We start from the raw sequence: 19489 nt of genomic DNA on the forward strand, positions 1-19489 counted from the left end.
TGGATCATGATCAACTCGGAACCCGAGACGGTGGAATTCGACGCATCGCGGGACGAGGCCGTGGACAATATCGTCCGGTCGGGTGCGCGCGGCGCCATTGTGCTCGCCAGCATTGCTTCGGCGATCGTGATTGGCCTTTGGATCGCCTTCTACCTTTTGGTCTTCCTGCCCCGCGGACCCACGCCATGACCGAACACGCCGACAGTGCCACTGTCGCCGCGCGCATGGAACGCCGATGGGGAACGGTCTCCATCGGTATCATTCTCGCGCTGGTCTTCATGGCCGCCTATATCGGCGTCCACCAGGGTGTCATGCCACAGCCCCGGGTCGAGACGGTGGACCCGCGGACACTCCACATCGCGGGGGAGTTCATCGAGAGCAATCTTGGAACGGCCGCGGAACCAGACGGTTCGGTAACGGTGCGGGCCATCGGTCAGCAATACTCATTCACGCCGCAGTGCATCGTCGTGCCGGCGGATACCCAAGTCACCATCCGGGCAACCAGCGCGGACGTCATTCATGGCTTCCTGATCGAGCACAGCAACGTCAACACGATGCTCGTTCCCGGATACATCTCGACGATCGTGACACGATTTCCGGCACCGTCCGAACGCCTCATGCCTTGCCATGAATTCTGCGGCGCCGGCCACGAAGGCATGTGGGGCCGCATCAAGGTGATCAACAAGGCTGCGTTTGCGAAACTGGCGGCGGACCAGCGGAGAATGACCTGTGTTGCACAGTAAACGCCTCATTCTCTCGCATTTTTGGCTGGCTTTCGCGGGCTTCGGGGTCGCGCTGCTGCTGGGCGAATGGCAAATGTTCATCCGCAGCCCACTGCATGCTTGGATCGGCGACCCCGAGGTGTACTATCGCTCCGTCACCGCGCATGGCACGGCCATGGCGTACGTGTTCCCGACACTCGTCGCGATGGGTTTTGGCTACGCGATCACCGAAGCCGCGCTGAAACGGCCGCTGATCGGCGGCAAATGGGCCTGGGCCGGGTTCGCGCTGGTGGCGGTCGGCACCGTCACCGCCGTGATCCCCGTTTCGCTTGGATTGGCCTCCGTCCTCTATACCTTCTATCCGCCACTGATCGGCAGCCCGTTCTACTACATTGGCATCGTGTTGGTTGTGGTCGGCTCGTGGATCTGGGTCGCTCTGATGTCAGTCAATCTCTACGCGTGGAAGCGAGCCAATCCCGACGTCCCGGTGCCGCTGGCGATGTTCGCGAATGTTGCCGGTTCCTATCTCTGGGCATGGACCGCGGTCGGCGCGGCGATCGAACTGCTGTTCCAGATAATCCCCGCCGCGCTCGGCCTGACCACGACGATCGATGCCGGTTTGGCACGGGTCTTCTTCTCCTGGACTCTGCACGCCATCGTCTATTTCTGGCTGATGCCGACTTACATCGCATACTATACCATCATCCCAAGAGCGATCGGCGGCCGCCTGTTCAGCGACCCGATGGCCCGCATCTCCTTCGCGCTGTTCCTGGTGGTCGCAATGCCCATCGGCGTGCATCATTTGTTTGCCGATCCAGAAGTCGGCGCCGGGTTCAAGTTCATGCACTCGGTGTTCACCGCCTTCGTCGCCGTGCCGACGCTTCTCACCGTGTTCACCATCTGCGCCTCAGTGGAGATCGCCGGCCGCCTGCGCGGTGGCAAGGGTGTACTCGGCTGGCTCACTGCCCTGCCATGGCGCAATCCCATGATGCTCGCGGTAACGTTCTCCTTCGTCATGCTCGGTTTCGGCGGTGCGGGCGGGTTGATCAACATGAGCTACCAACTCGACGCCAGTATTCACAACACGCAGTGGATCACCGGCCATTTCCACCTGATCTTTGGCGGCGCGATCGTGATCATGTATTTCGCCATCGCCTATGACCTCTGGCCGCATCTGACAGGCCGAGCGCTGGATAGTTTCGAAATGATGCGGATGCAGTTGTGGTCGTGGTTCATCGGTATGATCGTGCTGACTTTCCCATGGCACTACGTGGGCATCCTGGGCATGCCCCGGCGGATGGCATTCTACGACTACACCGACCCGGCGATCGCGCCGCAGGCGCTCTCTGTTATCGCGTCCGTCATCGGCGGCGCGATCCTGGTGGTGTCCGGAGCACTCTTCATCGCCGTGCTGGTCCGCGGCCACCTCGCGGCCAGGGTTGAGCCCGGCGAATACCGGTTCAGCATCGCGGTCCACCAGCCGCACCGTGTGCCGGTGGCGCTCAATGGATTTGGTCTTTGGGTCAGCCTTATGGTGGCTTTGACGGTCATCAATTACGGCTTTCCCATCGTCCACCTGCTCTCGCTGTCGAACACCTCGGTTCCCGTCGTCACGATCGGAGCTGCCGGCAGGTGAGCACCGAACCTCGTTTCTCCCACCGGAACCGCTGGTTCACCATCGCTGTCGTGGTCACCGCCCTGATCGCCGCGACGTCCGCGGCCATGGGCTTCGTGGTGTTGCCATCATTGCAGACCAATACCCGGTTCACGGGTATATGGGACGCGATATGCAGCGCCGCTGGCCTCGTGCGTGCCGCCCCGGCGGGACAGCCGGTGGTCCAGGCCAACTACAAGACCACGGACGTCATCCTTTCATCCTCGACGCTGGACGGTTCAAGTGCGATCTCGATCGGCCGCGGCGCGACGCTGGCGATGCGGTGCACCATGTGTCACGGCACCCGAGGTGTAAGCGAGGCCGACTCGCCGAATCTCGCCGGCCAATACATCATGGTGATCTTCAAGCAGCTTCAGGACTATAAGTCAGGCGCGCGAACCAACGCGGTCATGACCCCACGGGTCGCCGACCTGACCGACCGGGACATGCGCGATCTCGCTGCCTACTATGCCTATCTCCCGCGCCTGCCCCCCTACCATCCAGCCACTGCTGGACCGGCGCCGCAAATCGTCGAAAGCGGTGCGCCGATGCGCAATATCGCACCCTGTGCGACCTGCCACGGCACCCTGTATTACAAAACCGGCAGTGCCTGGCTGGAAGGCGAATCCTCCGTCTATCTTCAAGCCCAACTCAAGGCCTTTGCCTCCGGCGCACGCCACAACGACATCAGCGAACAGATGCGCAATATCGCTCGTGGCATGTCATCAGCCGAAATTGAGGCGGCGGCACAATATTACGCAAACCAGCCACAGTGATTAGCTCGATTGTCGGTGCAGGCCCGTTGGTCTCGCCCGTTTGCTCAGAGACGGAGATCCGCAAGCGCGGCCACGGTTCTGTCGTAAACTTTGCCTTTCTGCCGGCGTGACGAAGAGGTGATTCGGAAGGACATCAGGAACCAGGAGGAGGATCGGCGTTTGGAACAGATGAACCTCTGGCGCTGACGGCCACTTCAGTGGCCAACTGAATCCGGGGTCGTGTCAGTGCCCCCGATGGCCACTTTGAGCGGGAGATGATCCTATGGGGTCTGCGCTGGTACGTGGCGTATCCGATCAGCTATCGTCAGCTCGAGGAGATAATGCAGGAGGTGGCGTGGAAGTTGATCACTCCACGCTCAATCGTTGGGTGCTCAAGTATGTCCCACTGCTGGACCAGCAATTCCGCGCCCACAAGCGGCCGGTGGGAGCCAGTCAGCGAATGGACGAGACCTATGTGAGGGTCAGGGCGCTTGGAAGTATCGGTATCGCGTCGTCGACAAGGCCGGCGCCACAGTGGACTTCCTGTTGACCGCCAACGTGCCCGATCAGGAAATTTGCGACAGAACCCATTGGCGCACATTGGTGGGGGCGGGGCAACGGGAGAGGAATGCCCGTCGGACGCTTTGTGGCCGGTCTTCACCGACGCCCGCAGTAAGACAGGGAATACCTCGGACGCATATTCGGAACTGCGGTGGCCAACCCGCGTATCAGAGCTTGATCACCGACATTTACAAGTCCCGCCTCCGCCCTTGCGCGTCTTACCAGTTCGGTCACCCGCAAATGGTGGAGCGAAAACATGCGCCGTCCCCTTGAATTCGGACATCAGAGCGACCGGTCAGCCTCGTTGAATCCGGGGCTTGACCTGTCATCCGCCGTATTCAAGGGCTGTCGATCTGACGCTGTCAGAGCGCGGATTGGCCCCGACAGCTTCAGCCCGGGTGGAGCGGGCAGCCTATATTGCAGACTCTGCTGATGATCGCGCTCGATTTGTGACGCTCCGGCCGGCCGTCATGGGGCTGGCTGATCGTCTCCGCGGTCGTGGATTGGCTGCCGGCCACGATGATCCTTTTACTGAACCCGGTCGCCAGTGTCTTCGCCGTGGGACTGATTGTCGGCATCGATCTGGTTATCGGGGGTGCCGCGTTGGTCGGTGTGGGCTTGAGCCTGCGTGCGTCCGCGAATGATGCGGAATGAGAGACGATCCGATGGGTGGTTCGTGTTTGATTGAGGCAAATCAATTCGGCGGATTGATTGCGGCTCTACTGTTCATCATCGAACAAAACATAAGGGGTATGAAGCCATGACGACGTTGATGGTGCATTTGGAACTGGGGGACAGCAACACTAGCTTGCTGCTGGCCGCCAGCGATCTTGCCGGTCAGCTCAGTGCCGACGTAGTGGGTATCGCCGCCTGCCAACCGCTCCGGGTTATCTATAGCGACGGGTACGTTCCGGACGACCTCATTCAGAAAGACCGTGAGGCGCTTGAGAAAGACATAAGCGACGCTGAAACCGAATTTCGTGCTGTCATGGGAAAACGCGGTAGCAACCTCGAATGGCGCTCGACGGTGACGTTCGGGCCGCTCTCGGACTATCTGGCGGATCAGGCCCGGTGCGCGGACATCATGGTTACCGGCGTCCACCAAAGCGAGTCGATTTTCGACACGTCGCGTCATGTGGATATCGGCGATTTGGTCATACAACTCGGACGTCCCGTTCTCATCGTCCCGACAGACGTCGAAAAGATCATCCTTGAGTGCATTCTCGTCGCCTGGAAGGAGACGCGGGAAAGCCGCCGGGCTGTTCTAGACGCGCTGCCCCTGCTGCGGAAGGCAAACCATGTTGTTGTTTGTGAAATCGCTTCGAAGGAGGAAATGACCGCGGCCCGGCAACACCTCACGGACGTCGTGGGCTGGCTGAAGCGGGATGGAATCACGGCGGAGCCCATGGCGGCGCTGTCGACGGGGGACGATGCGGCGGGTCTGGACGTGGTCGCCAGTGATCGGGCAGCCGATATCATCGTCGCCGGCGCCTATGGGCACAGCCGGCTGCGCGAATGGGCACTCGGTGGCGTCACCAAGGACCTGTTGCTGCGGGCGGACAGATGCGCCTTCGTGTCGCATTGAGCGCTGGCATCGTGGCGCTGATGTCATAGAGATCGGAGGTGCCGGAGGAGCAACAACGGCCGCGGCCACAGGGCGCAGGCCGGGCGGCGCATGCCACCGCTGCGAACGAATGAACACGAGACCGTCCAGAATGTAGGGGGTCTATCGGCCATTAGGGTCCGGACTCAATTACGTCCACCAACACAGACCACTCGCAATGAAGGCCAATGTCGACCCGCTCACCGCAACGGATTCGAGCGCGGGATCGGAAGCGAAGGCGAAGAGTTCCCCGAGCCCCGCACCTGCGCCGGAATGGGCGTCAGATGTGAATTCGCCAGCGAGTGTCGCGCAGCACACCCTGGCGCAGAGTTCTCCGCCCACGACAGGCGCCGCGCCTGCCGTCTCCACGGACGCTCAGAACGCCATTTCAGGTGGCTTGACGAGTGACGAGGCTCGTCGCCGTCTCGCAAAATCCGGTTCCAACGCGATGCCGGACACGAGCGTGCAACCGCTGTGCATGGCGCTGGAGAAGTTCTGGGCGCCCGTGCCGTGGATGCTCGAAGCCGCCATCGCGCTCGAGCTGGTGCTCGGCAAATATCTCGAGGCCGCGATCATTGCCCTTCTCCTGGTATTCAACGCGGCTCTCGGACTCTTTCAGGAAAGCCGTGCCCAGGCGACGCTTGCGGCGCTGAAGTCGCGTCTCGCGCTGACCGCTTCGGTCAAACGCGACGGCGTGTGGAAGACCGTAGCAGCCCTGGAGCTAGTGCCGGGTGATCTGGTCAAACTCTCGCTGGGCGGCGTTGTCGCGGCGGATGTGAAACTTGTTGGCGGCGAAGTTCTTCTCGATCAGTCCATGCTTACAGGCGAATCGGTGCCTATCGAGGCCGGCGCCGGTCATCAGACCTATGCGGGAGCCTTGGTACGGCGCGGAGAGGCGGAGGCGGAGGTTATGGCAACCGGCGTACGGACCAAATTCGGTCGCACCGCCGAACTCGTTCGTACCGCCCATGTCGTGAGTACCCAGCAGAGGGCGGTTCTGCGCGTGGTGCGCAATCTCGCCGCCTTCAACGGCGTCGTCATCATGCTGCTCGTGGCCTACTCCTGGCATCTCCGGATGCCGGTCGCCGACATCATCCCCCTCGTCCTGACAGCGATCCTGGCATCGATACCCGTCGCTCTTCCAGCGACCTTTACCCTCGCGTCCGCCCTCGGCGCACGGGCTCTGGCGAAGCTGGGCGTCCTTCCGACCCGTCTCTCGGCCGTGGATGAAGCGGCATCGATGGTTGTCCTCTGCGCCGACAAGACCGGCACGCTGACCCAAAACGCGCTGATGGTCACAACGGTTCGGCCGATGCCGGGGTTCGACGAGGCGCATGTCCTCGCTCTGGCCGCTCTCGCCAGCTCGGATGGGGGGCAAGACCCGGTCGATGGCGCCGTGCGGGCAGCCGCCGCAAGAAAGGCGGTCTCGGACGCGCCGAAGCTGGTCAAATTCGCCGCCTTTGATCCGTCCAAGAAGATGTCCGAGGCGAGCGCAACGGATGTGGCGGGAAACCTGCTGCGTATCGTGAAAGGCGCTTACGCCGTGGTCATTGGCCTTGCCCAGGCGTCGCCGACCGCGGCCACCGCGGCCAAGGAACTCGAGGACAAGGGTTTCCGGGTGCTGGCGGTCGCCGCCGGGCCTCCGACGGGGATGAAGCTCGCGGGACTCGTTGCACTTAGCGACCCGCCCCGCAGAGATTCGGCAGCGTTGATCAGGGAATTGCACGGCTTGGGCGTCCGCACCGTCATGGTGACGGGTGATGCGCCGGCAACCGCAGCCATCGTCGCGAGGGCGGTAGGCCTCGATGGCGCCATCTGCCCGCCCGGCCCGATCCCCGATGCCGTCCATCCCGAGCAATTCGCGGTCTTCGCCGGCGTCTTGCCGGAGGACAAATACAAGCTCGTCAAGGCGTTTCAGAGAGGCGGCCACACCGTCGGCATGTGCGGCGACGGCGCCAATGATGCGCCGGCACTGCGCCAGGCTCAGATGGGCATCGCGGTCTCGACCGCGACTGACGTCGCCAAATCGGCTGCTGGTATGGTTCTGACCGAGCCTGGACTTGCCGGCATCGTCGCCGCGGTCAAGGAGGGACGCATTACGTTCCAGCGTATCCTCAGCTACACACTGAATTCGATTACCAAGAAAACCGTACAGGTACTGTTTCTGGCGATCGGCCTGCTCATGACCGGCCATGCGATCCTGACGCCGCTGCTGATGGTCCTGATCATGATCACCGGTGACTTTCTCGGCATGTCGCTGACGACCGACAATGTCCGGCCGTCGGCTGCGCCGAACGGCTGGCAGATCGGCAACCTGACGATCGCCGGCGTCATCATGGGCATCGGCGAGTTGTTGTTCTGCACGGCCATCTTCGCCTTCGGCGCCTATCGGATGGGGTTTACGATCGGCGCCCTGCAGACCCTGGCCTTCGTCGTCATCGTGTTCGGCAACCAAGCCACGACCTACACCAATCGTGAGCGCCGCCACCTGTGGTCTTCACGTCCCAGCATCTGGCTCCTCCTCTCGTCCGTCGCCGATCTCCTGATCGCCTCCACCTTGGCCGTGGCAGGCATTGCAATGACACCACTGCCGGCGTGGGTCGTGGCCGGCACGCTGGCTGCCGCCGTAATCTTCGCCCTCCTCCTGGATTTGGTGAAGGTGCCCACATTCCAACGCCTTAAGATCACTTAGGTCGTGCCACGCTGGCAAAAGGAACGACCATGCAGATCAGTTCAAAAAGATTTTCGCATACGTGAACCGCCGGCAACACGCCAGAGTATCCTAGAATAGCCGAGTGCGGGAACGATCGCGTTTATGATCGACGCCGCGCGGCGCCGGCCGCGGGCTGTGCGGGAAAGGCGCGGGCCAGCATAGCCTCCAATGCGGCGATGCCGGGTCGCGGCGAGCCGGACATGCGGCCGAGAAGATCCAGCCACATATCTTCCTCTGCGTAATCCAGCATTTGGCGGACCGTACTGGCCACGAATGCACCGACACCGACACCTTCGGCCGCGGCGCCTCGCCGGACACGCTCGACGACGCCCGGGTTGCCGATGGCGGCCAGGGCTTCCTCGGCTGAGGCGGCATCCGTCAGGGCGCCCAGGATGTTGCCAAGTATGCGTGCCTCCTATTGCACGAGCGGCGAGGCGGCAGCGGGCAGATCGAACCCGGCGATCCGCGCCTGCCCAGCCATCAGTGTGATATATTGGGCGACCGCGCGGCGCCACGTGCGTTCTTCCAGATAGCTGGCGATGCGGGCACGGACGGCTTCGAACGGTAAAGTCTCGCCCGCGATCCCGCGGTCCAGACGAAGAACGTGGACGCCGTAGCGCGTGCGCACCGGTGTTGGGCAGATCTGGCCGGGCTCCATGACCACAAGAAAAGTCTCGAACTCCGGGGTTGTCTCGCCCCGCACGATCTGTCCCAGCCGCCCGCCTTCGGTCGCGGACGGGCAGTCGGACAGGCTGCGCGCCAGGCTGTCGAACCTGTCCGGATGACGCTGGAGGTCGGCGAGCACCGCGGCAGCCTGGGCCTCGGCTTTGGCGTAAGCATCGGCATCGTCGCGGCGGGCCTTGAACAGAATGTGCGCCGGTTCGAACAGATCCGGGCCGCGAAAACGCGCCTTATTACTGTCGTAGTAGCGGCGGCAGACGCTGTCATCGGCCTTTGGCGTGACGACCTCGCGTTCCAGCAGCAAACGGATCAGGGATTCCTCGTCCGTCTCACGCGCGCCGTCTTCCGTGCGCGGTTCGGGCACGAGGTCCAGCGCACATGCGCGTTGGAGCAGCAGTTCGCGAATGACCAGGGCACGGGTTGCTTGTTCCCACGCGATGGCAGGCGATCCGGCCTGGTGATTTTGCACCTCCCTGGCAATGGCCGCATGCGGTATGGTGACATCGTTAACCGTTACGATTTGCATGATTCAATCCCCCGTAACGGGTTGCCGAAACTTCGCGCCAGCGGGCTTTGCCGGTCGGGTTCTTGTCACCAGATCGGCCACCGTCAGCGATTGATTCCGGGCCTGATGTCCCACGCTCTGCCGGCTGCGCACGACCTGGAAGCCCGGGCGGCCGAGATACCAAACCGGTGCGCTCCATACATGCACGAGGCGGGTGAACGGAGAGACCAGGAAGACGGTGAAGCCCAGCAGGATATGCACCCTGTAGATCAATGGCGTGCCGAGGAGGAGATCGGCCACGCCAGGATGCAGCAGCACGATCCCCTTGATGTAGGCGACCAGCGTTACGAACAGCGCGCCGTCCATATGCATCGCGGAGACCGGAACGGTCAGCAGGCCGAGGGCAAGCTGCGCCCAGAGCATCAGGATAATCGCGATATCCCATCGCCGGCTGGTGGCGCGAATGCGCGGGTCGGTCAATCGGCGATGGATCAGCAACGACAGGCCGATGATCGCGATCAGTCCGGCGAGGCCGCCCACCACCATGGCGAGCAACTCATGCTGGGCGGGGCTGATCAGCCAGTCCACCGCCCAGTCAGGTATCAGGAAGCCGGCGAAATGACCGGCGATGACGACCAGGATACCGACGTGAAACAAATTGGAGCCCCAGCGGAACTGCCGCTTCCGCAGCAACTGACTCGACCCGCTACGCCACGTGTATTGCGCGGTGTCGAAGCGTATGAGGCTGCCAAGCGCGAACACGGTAAGACACACGTACGGGTACCAACCATACAGAGCGCTGTTGAGATAATCGCTCATCGGCCCATCTCCTCAGGCGGTCGCGGCGTCACGGGTGGCAGCACGAAGCCGGGTCCGCAGACGATCGGTTCCGCACCTGTCCATTTGTTCACCAGGTCCAAAATGCACCGCCGCTTCCTCCCACGCCGCATCCAGTGCCACGAGATCGTTGGGGTCTTCGGCGCAGGTATCCGGCCCGTCGATCGCGGGGGCGTCGGCCAACGTGGCAAGCGCCTGGAACACCGCCGCATAGGCGCTTTTGCGTGTGACAAGCCGGTCCGCGAGGACCTGAAGAATGCCCGCCGGTTCGGCCAGCAGCGCCTGTGCCTCATGCCCTGGAAGCAACGAGAGGAACTCGAGGAACAATGGCAGGAAGTCGGGCAATTCGCTGGCGGTTGGTTCGAATCCATGATCGCGATAAAGCGCGATCAGGTCCGCCATCGCCTGCCCGCGATCACGGCTTTCGCCATGCACGTGCTCGAACAGATGCAGCGACAGTGTGCGGCTGCGATCGAACAGCGCGAAATACCGCTCCTGCAAATCATAGATGTCGCGGCCGGCCAGTTCTGCCAGCAGAAGATCGATGGCGGCGCGACGTGGTGCCGGCACCAGGCCCTCCTCGGCCAACACCAAGGCGATCTCGTCCGTCGCGGCTTGCAGTGCCTCGGTAGGATAGGCGATGAGGGCCGCGAGGGCGCGGTAGGTGCGGGCCATCACACCACCTCCATCGGGGTCTTCGACTTCTTCGCATCGAACAGGCCGAAGCCGGTCTTTCCGGAACAGCCCTCGCCGAAGGAGAAGCCGCAGGAACCACGCATCTGGAAAGTGTCCTCGCCGGTCTCGCGATGGGCGGTCGGGATGACGAACCGGTCCTCGTAGTTGGCGATGGCCATGAGCTGGTACATGTCCTCGATGTCCTGCCCGGACAGCCCCACACGCTCGGCGATCGAGTCGATGATCACGCCGTCCACTGTCTTGGCACGCATGTAGGCGCGCATCGCCAGCATTCGCTCCAGGGCGGCGGTGACCGGTTCGGTGCGGCCGGCGGTCAGCAGGTTGGCCAGGTATTCGACCGGAATACGCAGCGACTTCACGTCCGGCATCCCGCCGATGGTGCCGAGATCGCCTTTCGCGGCGGCGGCCTGGATCGGCGAAAGCGGCGGTACATACCAGACCATCGGCAGGGTGCGGTACTCGGGATGCAGCGGGAAGGCAATCTTCCATTCCATCGCCATTTTCCAGATCGGCGATTTCCGCGCACCCTCCAGCCAGGCCTCCGGGATGCCGTCAAGCCGAGCCTGCGCCTGTACGGCGGGGTCGTGCGGATCGAGGAAGACTTTGAGTTGTGCCTTGTAGAGATCGCCTTCGTCCGGGACGGAGGCGGCCTCCTCGATGCGGTCGGCATCGTAGAGAATGACACCCAGATAGCGGATGCGGCCGACGCAGGTCTCCGAACACACGGTCGGCTGCCCCGCTTCGATGCGCGGATAGCAGAAGATGCATTTCTCCGATTTGCCGGACGACCAGTTGTAGTAAATCTTTTTGTAGGGGCACCCCGAAACGCACATGCGCCAGCCGCGGCATTTGTCCTGATCGATCAGGACGATACCATCCTCCTCGCGCTTGTAGATGGCGCCAGAGGGACACACGGCCGCACAAGCCGGATTGAGGCAGTGTTCGCAAAGGCGCGGCAGATACATCATGAACGTGTTCTCGAAGGCGCCGTAGATTTCCTTCTGCACGCCCTCGAAATTGCTGTCCTTGGAACGATTGGCGAATTCCCCGCCGAGGATTTCTTCCCAGTTCGGCCCCCATTCGATCTTCTCCATCCGCTTGCCGGTGATCAGCGAACGCGGCCGGGCGGTCGGCATGACCTTGCCCTCGGGCGCCGTCTGCAAATGTCCGTAGTCGAAGGTGAATGGTTCGTAGTAGTCGTCGATTTCAGGCAAGTCCGGGTTGGCGAAGATGTTGGACAAGATGCGCCATTTGCCACCGATGCGCGGTTCGATCTTGCCGTTCTTCCGGCGCGTCCAGCCGCCTTTCCAACGCTTCTGATTTTCCCAGTCCTTCGGATAGCCAACGCCGGGCTTGGTCTCGACGTTGTTGAACCACGCGTATTCCATGCCTTCGCGGCTGGTCCACACGTTTTTGCAGGTGACCGAACAGGTGTGGCAGCCGATGCATTTATCCAGGTTCAGCACCATCGCGATCTGTGCCCGGACTTTCATGACACGGTCTCCTTCTGGCGGGTGGCCGCTGTGCCGTCCAACCAGTCCACCTTGTCCATGCGGCGGATGATGATGAATTCGTCGCGGTTGGAACCGACCGTGCCGTAGTAGTTCAGGCCATAGCTTTGCTGTGCGTAGCCGCCGATCATGTGCGTGGGTTTCAGCACCACGCGGGTAACCGAGTTGTGGATGCCGCCGCGCTGGCCGGTCACTTCGCTGCCAGGCATATTCACGATCTTCTCCTGCGCATGGTACATCATCACCATGCCGGGATTGACCCGTTGCGAGACCACCGCGCGAGCGACCAGCGCGCCGTTGGTGTTGTAGGCCTCCACCCAGTCGTTGTCCGCGATGCCGACCTGTCGCGCGTCCGTCTCGCTGATCCAGATGCACGGTCCGCCGCGGCTGAGCGTGAGCATCAGCAGATTGTCGGTATAGGTGCTGTGGATGCCCCATTTCTGATGCGGGGTGATGAAGTTCAGCACGATCTCGGGGTTGCCGTTGCCGTACTTGCCTTTGATCGCCGCTGTCCCCCTGGTGTCCACCGGTGGCCGCCAGGTGACCAGCGCCTCACCGAACGCCAGCATCCAGAGATGATCCTGGTAGAGTTGCTGGCGCCCGGTCAGCGTTCGCCAAGGAATGAGTTCATGGACGTTGGTGTAGCCGGCGTTGTAGCAGACCTTTTCGCTTTCGATTCCGGACCACGTCGGTGACGAGATGATTTTGCGGGGCTGCGCGACGATGTCGCGGAAGCGGATTTTCTCGTCCTCTTTCGCACGCGCCAGGTGAGTGTGGTCGCGGCCGGTCTTCTGGCCGAGCGCTTCCCAGGCCTTTATGGCGACTTCACCGTTTGTTTCGGGGGCGAGACTCAGGATGGTTTCGATGGCATCGATATCGGTTTCAAGCTGGGGCTGGCCTGCCGCCGAGCCGGATCGCACCGTGCCGTTCAGGGCGGCCAGGAAGTCGATTTCGTGACCGGTGTCCCAGGTGATTCCCTTGCCACCGTTGCCTGATGCTTTCAGCAACGGTCCGAGGGCGGTGAATTTGGCGTACAGGTTGGGGTAGTCGCGCTCGACCACCGCGACTGACGGCATGGTGCGGCCGGGCACCGGTTCGGTGCCGTCGCGTTTCCAGTCGCTCACGCCGTATGGCTGCGCGAGTTCGCCCGGTGTGTCGTGCTGCATTGGCGTCAGCACGACGTCGGTTTCGCGGCCCAGCACCTCCGGACAGATCTCCGAAAACGTCCGGGCGAGGCCTTTGTAGATGTCCCAGTCGGTGCGGGATTCCCAGGCCGGGTCAACCGCGGCGGTCAGCGGGTGAATGAACGGGTGCATGTCGGACGTGTTGAGGTCGTTCTTTTCGTACCAGGTGGCTGTCGGCAGCACGATGTCGGAATAGACGCAGGTGGTGGACATGCGGAAATCCAGCGTGACCAGCAGGTCCAGTTTTCCCTCGGGGGCCTTGTCGTGCCAGGCCACGTCTTGCGGCTTCTCGCGGCCCTCGACGCCCAGATCCTTGCCCAGTACGCCGTTGCTGGTACCAAGCAGATGCTTGAGGAAATACTCGTGACCCTTGCCGGAGGATCCAAGCAGGTTGGAGCGCCACACGAACATATTGCGCGGCCAGTTCGCCGGGTCGTCCGGATCGTGGCAGGACATTTCCAGCTCACCCGACCGCAACGCCTTCGGCACGTAGTCTTTGGGGTCCAGGCCCGCTTCCTTGGCGCGGGCGGCGATGGTCAGCGGGTTCTGTTTCAGTTGCGGCGCCGAGGGCAGCCATCCCATGCGTTCGGCGCGCACGTTGTAGTCGATCATCGATCCGGACCAGTCGCCGTCGGGTGCGGTCGGGGACAGAATGTCAGAAACCTTCATCGTTTCGTACCGCCACTGGTTGGTGTGCGCGTAGAAGAACGACGTGCCGTTCATGTGACGCGGCGGGCGGCACCAGTCGAGGCCGAAGGTGACGGGCACCCAACCGGTCTGCGGGCGCAGCTTCTCCTGCCCCACGTAATGCGACCAGCCGCCGCCGGATCGACCGACGCAGCCGCACAGCACCAGCAGATTGATGATGCCGCGATACGTCATGTCCATGTGGTACCAGTGGTTCACCCCGGCGCCGAGGATCACCATGGAGCGGCCGTTCGTCGTCTCAGCGTTAGTGGCGAATTCGCGCGCGACATGGATGATGTGCGCGCGTGGCACGCCGGTGACACGTTCGGCCCAGGCGGGGGTGTAGGGTTCATCCTGGTCGTAGTCGGATGCAACACCCTCGCCGCCGAGGCCACGGTCCAGGCCGTAATTGGCACAGAGCAGATCAAAAGCCGTTGCGACCGGTGTGTTACCATCCTTCAGCACGAGCGTACGCACCGGAACGTTCCGTGTCACGATATCGGGGTGCTGGGTCGCGACGAAACCATTGGTCGCTGCGCCGCCGAAATAGGGAAACGCCACCTCTGCCGTCGCGCCGTCATCGATCAGGCTGAGCCGCAGCGACGTTTCCGCGCCGTCGCTTCGCCGCTGTTCCAAGTTCCACTTGCCTTGCTCGCCCCAGCGGAAGCCGATCGAACCCAAGGGGACGACCGGATTGCCGTCGGCGTCGAATGCGACGGTCTTCCAGGCGGGATTGTTCGTTTCGTCCAGCGCGTCCACGAAGTCGTCGGCTCGGACCAACCGATCGGGGACGTAGCGGCCGTCTTTAGACACCAGCCGCACCAGCATAGGCAGATCGGAGTATTTACGGATGTAATCCTGAAAGTATGGCACCGTCCGGTCGAGGTGGAATTCGCGCAGGATTACATGGCCCATCGCCATTGCCAACGCCGCATCGGTGCCCTGCTTGGGATGCAGCCAGAGATCGGCGAATTTGGTCGCCTCAGCATAGTCAGGCGATATGACAGCGTTTTTGGTCCCCTTGTAGCGGACCTCCGTGTAAAAGTGCGCATCGGGCGTGCGGGTCTGCGGCACGTTGGAACCCCAGATCAGCAGATAGCCGGCATTGTACCAATCGGCACTTTCCGGCACGTCCGTCTGCTCGCCCCAGGTCATCGGGCTGGCCGGCGGCAGGTCGCAATACCAATCGTAGAAGGACAGGCAGACGCCGCCCAGCAGCGAGAGGTAGCGCGCACCGGCGGCGAACGACACCATCGACATCGCGGGGATCGGCGAAAAGCCGACCACGCGGTCAGGGCCGTATTTCTTGACCGTGTAGGCGTTGGCGGCGGCGATAATCTCGTTGACCTCGTCCCACCCCGCGCGGACCAGGCCGCCCAGGCCGCGTTTGCTGGTATAGCTGTCGCGCTTCTCCGCACTTTCCATGATGGAGGACCAGGCCGCGACGGGGGAAAGCGTCGCGCGCGCCTCTCGCCACAGCTTGAGCAGGCGACCGCGTACCATGGGATGCTTCACGCGATTGGCCGAGTACAGATACCAGGAATAGCTGGCGCCGCGTGCGCATCCTCGGGGCTCATGGTTGGGCAGATCCGGCCGTGTCCGCGGATAGTCGGTCTGCTGGGTTTCCCACGTCACGATGCCGCCCTTGACGTAGATTTTCCAGGAGCAGGAGCCGGTGCAGTTCACGCCATGGGTGGAGCGCACGATCTTGTCGTGCTGCCAGCGTTTGCGGTAACCGTCCTCCCAGTCGCGCGGCTCGTTCGTCGTGATGCCGTGGCCGTTGGAGAATGTGCCGACAGTCTTGCGAAAGAAAGTGAGGCGGTCGAGAAAGTGACTCATCTTGCTGCCTTCCTGATCGTGCCGGTTGCGACCCCGTTCATCCGTGTCATGCCGGCACACCGTTATTGCGGGTACGGATGAAACCGACTGAAACCATGATCGCCGCCACGGCCAACACGACATAGACGAAGAATCCGCCGGAATAGCCGGCATCACCCATTGCACCGGCGAACAGGCCGAGGGTCGGCGGGATCACGAAACCGCCGAGGGCACCAAGCCCGCCCACCAGGCCCGAAGCACCGCCGACCGCGTGCGGCACGTATTTCGGCACCATCTTGAACACCGCGGCGTTGCCCAGGCCCATGCCGAGGCCAATCAGCAGTTCGCCCGCGACGTTGATCGGGAAATCGATCACCGCGGTCAGCAGCGCCGCGCCGACCAGCACGATGATGAAGGCGATCGTTGCCATGTATTCGCCGCCGAACCGTTCGGCGAGCGAGCCTCCGCCCACGCGCGCCACGGCCGCCAGCAGGGAGAAGCCAACGCCGCCAAGGATGCCAGCATCGGTCAGGCTGAGATGGTGCAGGTTGGTCCAGTAGGTCGGGAACCAGGCGGTAAGGGCCAGGAAGCCGCCAAAGGAGACAAAGTACAGGAAGGTCAGGCCCCAGGTGCGTGTTTCGTCGGCCGCCGTCAGCAAGGCACCCCAGACCGAGTTGCCGGGGAACAGTTCCTGACCACAGCTCTGAGCCACACTGCGCGCATCGTCGGCACCGGTGCCGCGGGCACGAAGCTGGAAGTAGTAAGCGTCGCGAGCCAGCCAGCCATAGATGCCGGTGCCGATCAGCAGGAAGGCGAGCCACGCCAGATACGACCCGGCAAGACCAAACGCGGCGATGGCGAAGGGCAGGATCATCGTGAACAGGCCGGGTGCCAGGTTGCCGACGCCACCATAGATACCCAGGGCGGTGCCCTGCCGGTTGCGTGGAAACCAGTAGGAAACCTGTGGAATGCCGACCGAGAACGTGGCGACGCCGCAGCCGCTCATGAAGCCGAACAGCAGGATAACCGGGTAAAGTGCGGCTGTGACGTGCGGCACGGTGACCAGGATGAACACCAGCCCCCACATGCCGACGATGGACATGCCGAACAGGACCAGCATCGGCAGGCGGCCGCCGACCTTGTCCACCCAGGCACCGAAAGGAATACGCAGCAGCGAGCCGGTAAGCTGGGGGGCGGCCACGAGCAGTCCAACCATCAGCGGCGAAAGCTGCATCGACTGCTGGAATGCATGGGCGGCCGGCCCATAAAGCGCGACCGCGGCAAATCCGATGAAGAACCCCCAGGTGCCCATGATGAGGCCCTGGCGCGGGTTGCCCAACACCCCGCCCCGTGTGATCGCGACAGTCGTCTCTGCCTGAACACCCCGCAGCCCTATCGCGTGCATGGTTCGGTTTCCCTGGCGCAGGGCGCTGGCGGCAGCGAACTTTCCATTCTGGCTTGCTCCGGTCTTTGGTCCGGTCACCACAATGACGGTCCTGCCGCCATCGACCTTGATCTGGATCAATGCTGGGTCCGCATGGGAATGATTTTATCCGTGATGTAGATCATGCATCGGTGCGCGCCGCGTATCCCGGCCGGTCTGAATGGGGCAGCCAAGTCTGATGGAAGCAAACGCGTTCACTGAAGCCCCAGATGGCCCATCGGCGGCAGGTTCTACGGCGAATTTCCCGCTACCTTCGGCCCGTTCGGCACTGGGCGGGACCCCCTGGCTTGATAGGGTACCTGCCGCGACGCTCGACCGTCTGGCGGACCTCGCGGTCCTGCATCGGGTGCCATCGGGCAGTACGCTGTTTGAGCAAGCCGAAATACCTTCCTTCGCGCAGCTTCTGGTGTCGGGCAGCGTCGCACTTCTCGGCGTCAGCGGCACCGCTGAAACCCTGATCGAACTGGTACGGCCGATCGATCTGCTGCTTCCGGCGGCAGTCCTCAATCGACAGCCGTTCCTGGCGCGCGCCCGTGTTTTGGAGGAAGCGCATCTGGTTCTTATTCAGGCGGAGGTGTTCCGCGACGCCCTCGCTACCGATCATGCGCTGTGCCTCGCCGTTCTCGGGTGTTTGGCGACGCAGTTCCGCCGCCAGATCAAGCTGGCGAAGACCCTGAAGCTTCGTTCGGCGGAGGAGCGCGTCGGCTGCTACCTGCTGGGGCTCGTGCAGGAGGCGGCCCCTGGCGTTCCGGTACGGCTGCCAATGGAGAAACGCTTCATTGCATGGCAGTTGGGGATGGCCCGTGAGACGTTTTCGCGGGTTCTCACAGGGATGGAACGATACGGTTTGCACATCTCCGGCGATGTGGTCGAGGTCCCGGACGCGCCCCCGTTGCGTGCGCGATTTCGCCTCGACCCGCAGATCGACGGGCCCGAACCGATCCTGCCGTTTTCGCCGCGGCGATACTGAGATGGCTTCGACGCGAACGGCGCTATCTTCGATGGGGAATCGTCATGGATGACGTTGTGATCGCCCGGGCCTTGCATGTCCTCGCCGTGGTCATCTGGATTGGTGGTGTGTCGATGGTGACCACCGTTGCCTTACCAGCCATTCGTCGCGGCGATCTTGGCAGCGACTGGCTTCAGGCCTTGGGCGCGATCGAACGCCGTTTCGCATGGCAGGCGCGCATAGCCGTTGTCGTCGTCGGCCTGACCGGCTTCTACATGGCGACGCGGCTTGAACTGTGGGACCGGTTCCAGTCGGCACAGTTCTGGTGGATGCACGCGATGGTCTGCCTGTGGTTGTTGTTCACTGTTGTCCTGTTCGTGGCGGAGCCGTTCGTCGTGGCCTGCCGCTTCCGCAAATGGGCGACATCAGCACCACAGGTCGCGTTCAGATGGCTGCATCGGGTGCATTGGGTTCTGCTCGCGCTCAGCCTGATCACCATCTTCGGCGCGGTCGCGGGTAGTCAGGGATGGTCGTTGTTCTGACACGGCGGTTCAAGGCGGTGGCTCCCTTCCGAGAGTGAAAGACCATGACGACGAACCTGAAAAGCGCTCACACTGTGCCCGCATTTCTTTCCCAGGGCTTCCGGCCGTTCTTTCTGGCAACGGGTCTCTGGTCAGCGATGGCGATTGCGGTCTGGATCGTCATGTTCACGACAGGCAGTACTATTCCGAGCCGGTTCGATCCGCTTGCCTGGCATATCCATGAAATGCTGTTCGGCTTCGTGATGGCGGCGATTGCCGGCTTTCTGCTGACGGCCATCCCGAACTGGACAGGGCGGCTTCCGGTCAGCGGCAGCCCGCTCGCACTGTTGGCCGGATTATGGCTGCTGGGTCGCATTGCGTGCCTGTTTTCGGCGCTGGTTCCCGCATGGATCGTCATCGCGGCGGACCTATCCTTTCCGGTAGTGCTGGTCGGTGTCGCCGCGCGGGAAATCCTTGTCGGGCGGAACTGGCGCAATCTGCCAATGGTGGTGCCGGTGGGTGTTCTCGGGATCGCCAATCTGCTGATGCACCTGGAGGCCGATGGCGTCGCCGTGCCATCTGGGCTGGGGTGGCGGCTGGGGCTGACCACAGTCATCGTGCTGATCTCGGTGATGGCGGGCCGGATCG

16 protein-coding genes and 1 pseudogene are annotated in these 19489 nt (G+C 62.8%); 11 read left to right on the forward strand and 6 right to left on the reverse strand.

Going from position 1 to position 19489, the window contains the following annotated elements; translation table 11 throughout:
- Positions 1-6: 6 nt before the first annotated feature.
- The 8 genes and pseudogenes from GSQ89_RS17760 (at position 7) to GSQ89_RS17785 (ending at position 7987) form a co-directional block, all read left to right on the forward strand.
- Complete coding sequence (locus GSQ89_RS17760) at positions 7-189, forward strand: hypothetical protein (RefSeq protein WP_158927587.1); 183 nt, start codon at positions 7-9, stop codon at positions 187-189.
- The gene (locus GSQ89_RS17765) at positions 186-743 is read left to right on the forward strand and encodes a cytochrome C oxidase subunit II (RefSeq protein WP_158927589.1); all 558 of its coding nucleotides are present in this window, start codon (positions 186-188) and stop codon (positions 741-743) included. Before GSQ89_RS17760 ends, GSQ89_RS17765 begins: the two co-directional genes overlap by 4 nt.
- The gene (locus tag GSQ89_RS17770) at positions 733-2358 is read left to right on the forward strand and encodes a b(o/a)3-type cytochrome-c oxidase subunit 1 (RefSeq protein ID WP_216856229.1); all 1626 of its coding nucleotides are present in this window, start codon (positions 733-735) and stop codon (positions 2356-2358) included. Before GSQ89_RS17765 ends, GSQ89_RS17770 begins: the two co-directional genes overlap by 11 nt.
- Positions 2355-3152: a c-type cytochrome gene (locus tag GSQ89_RS17775; protein ID WP_158927593.1), complete on the forward strand. Its 798-nt coding sequence runs from the start codon at positions 2355-2357 to the stop codon at positions 3150-3152. Before GSQ89_RS17770 ends, GSQ89_RS17775 begins: the two co-directional genes overlap by 4 nt.
- A 254-nt stretch (positions 3153-3406) precedes the next feature.
- Positions 3407-3686, forward strand: a pseudogene (locus GSQ89_RS40170) (DDE-type integrase/transposase/recombinase); the annotation flags it as partial.
- Between the two features lie 525 nt (positions 3687-4211).
- Entirely contained in the window at positions 4212-4346 is a 135-nt protein-coding gene (locus GSQ89_RS39790; protein ID WP_256367331.1) for a hypothetical protein, read from the forward strand.
- 154 nt (positions 4347-4500) lie between these two features.
- Positions 4501-5277: a universal stress protein gene (locus tag GSQ89_RS17780; protein WP_216856230.1), complete on the forward strand. Its 777-nt coding sequence runs from the start codon at positions 4501-4503 to the stop codon at positions 5275-5277.
- A gap of 196 nt (positions 5278-5473) precedes the next feature.
- Entirely contained in the window at positions 5474-7987 is a 2514-nt protein-coding gene (locus GSQ89_RS17785) for an HAD-IC family P-type ATPase (protein ID WP_158927597.1), read from the forward strand.
- Positions 7988-8423: 436 nt separating this feature from the next.
- On the opposite strand, the gene GSQ89_RS17790 is transcribed toward GSQ89_RS17785, so the two are convergent.
- From GSQ89_RS17790 to GSQ89_RS17815, 6 genes are read right to left on the reverse strand one after another with little or no spacing between them, the layout of a single operon-like run.
- Positions 8424-9215 (reverse strand): peptidylprolyl isomerase, encoded by a 792-nt coding sequence (locus GSQ89_RS17790; protein WP_158927599.1) that lies wholly within the window; start codon positions 9213-9215, stop codon positions 8424-8426.
- 3 nt (positions 9216-9218) lie between these two features.
- Positions 9219-10013, reverse strand: coding sequence for a respiratory nitrate reductase subunit gamma (gene narI, locus GSQ89_RS17795; protein ID WP_158927601.1), 795 nt, complete (start codon positions 10011-10013; stop codon positions 9219-9221).
- A 12-nt stretch (positions 10014-10025) separates the two neighbouring features.
- A complete protein-coding gene (gene narJ / locus GSQ89_RS17800; protein WP_158927603.1) occupies positions 10026-10706 on the reverse strand; it encodes a nitrate reductase molybdenum cofactor assembly chaperone in 681 nt (226 codons plus the stop codon).
- Positions 10706-12220 (reverse strand): nitrate reductase subunit beta, encoded by a 1515-nt coding sequence (gene narH / locus GSQ89_RS17805; protein ID WP_158927605.1) that lies wholly within the window; start codon positions 12218-12220, stop codon positions 10706-10708. The genes narJ and narH overlap by 1 nt, the downstream gene beginning before the upstream one ends.
- Positions 12217-15948, reverse strand: a complete 3732-nt coding sequence (locus GSQ89_RS17810) for a nitrate reductase subunit alpha (RefSeq protein ID WP_158927607.1) — start codon at positions 15946-15948, stop codon at positions 12217-12219. The genes narH and GSQ89_RS17810 overlap by 4 nt, the downstream gene beginning before the upstream one ends.
- A gap of 46 nt (positions 15949-15994) precedes the next feature.
- Positions 15995-17332: a nitrate/nitrite transporter gene (locus GSQ89_RS17815; protein WP_216856231.1), complete on the reverse strand. Its 1338-nt coding sequence runs from the start codon at positions 17330-17332 to the stop codon at positions 15995-15997.
- 217 nt (positions 17333-17549) lie between these two features.
- Between GSQ89_RS17815 and GSQ89_RS17820 the strand changes: the two genes are divergently transcribed.
- The 3 genes from GSQ89_RS17820 to GSQ89_RS17830 form a co-directional block, all read left to right on the forward strand.
- On the forward strand, positions 17550-18341 hold the full coding sequence (locus GSQ89_RS17820; protein ID WP_158927609.1) for a helix-turn-helix domain-containing protein: 792 nt from the start codon (positions 17550-17552) through the stop codon (positions 18339-18341).
- A 44-nt stretch (positions 18342-18385) separates the two neighbouring features.
- Entirely contained in the window at positions 18386-18862 is a 477-nt protein-coding gene (locus tag GSQ89_RS17825) for a hypothetical protein (RefSeq protein ID WP_158927611.1), read from the forward strand.
- Between the two features lie 44 nt (positions 18863-18906).
- On the forward strand, positions 18907-19489 hold a 583-nt coding region (locus GSQ89_RS17830), incomplete at its 3' end, for an NnrS family protein (RefSeq protein ID WP_174254889.1).

The sequence above is a fragment of the Acidisphaera sp. S103 genome (assembly GCF_009765975.1).
Classification (GTDB): Bacteria; Pseudomonadota; Alphaproteobacteria; order Acetobacterales; family Acetobacteraceae; genus Rhodopila.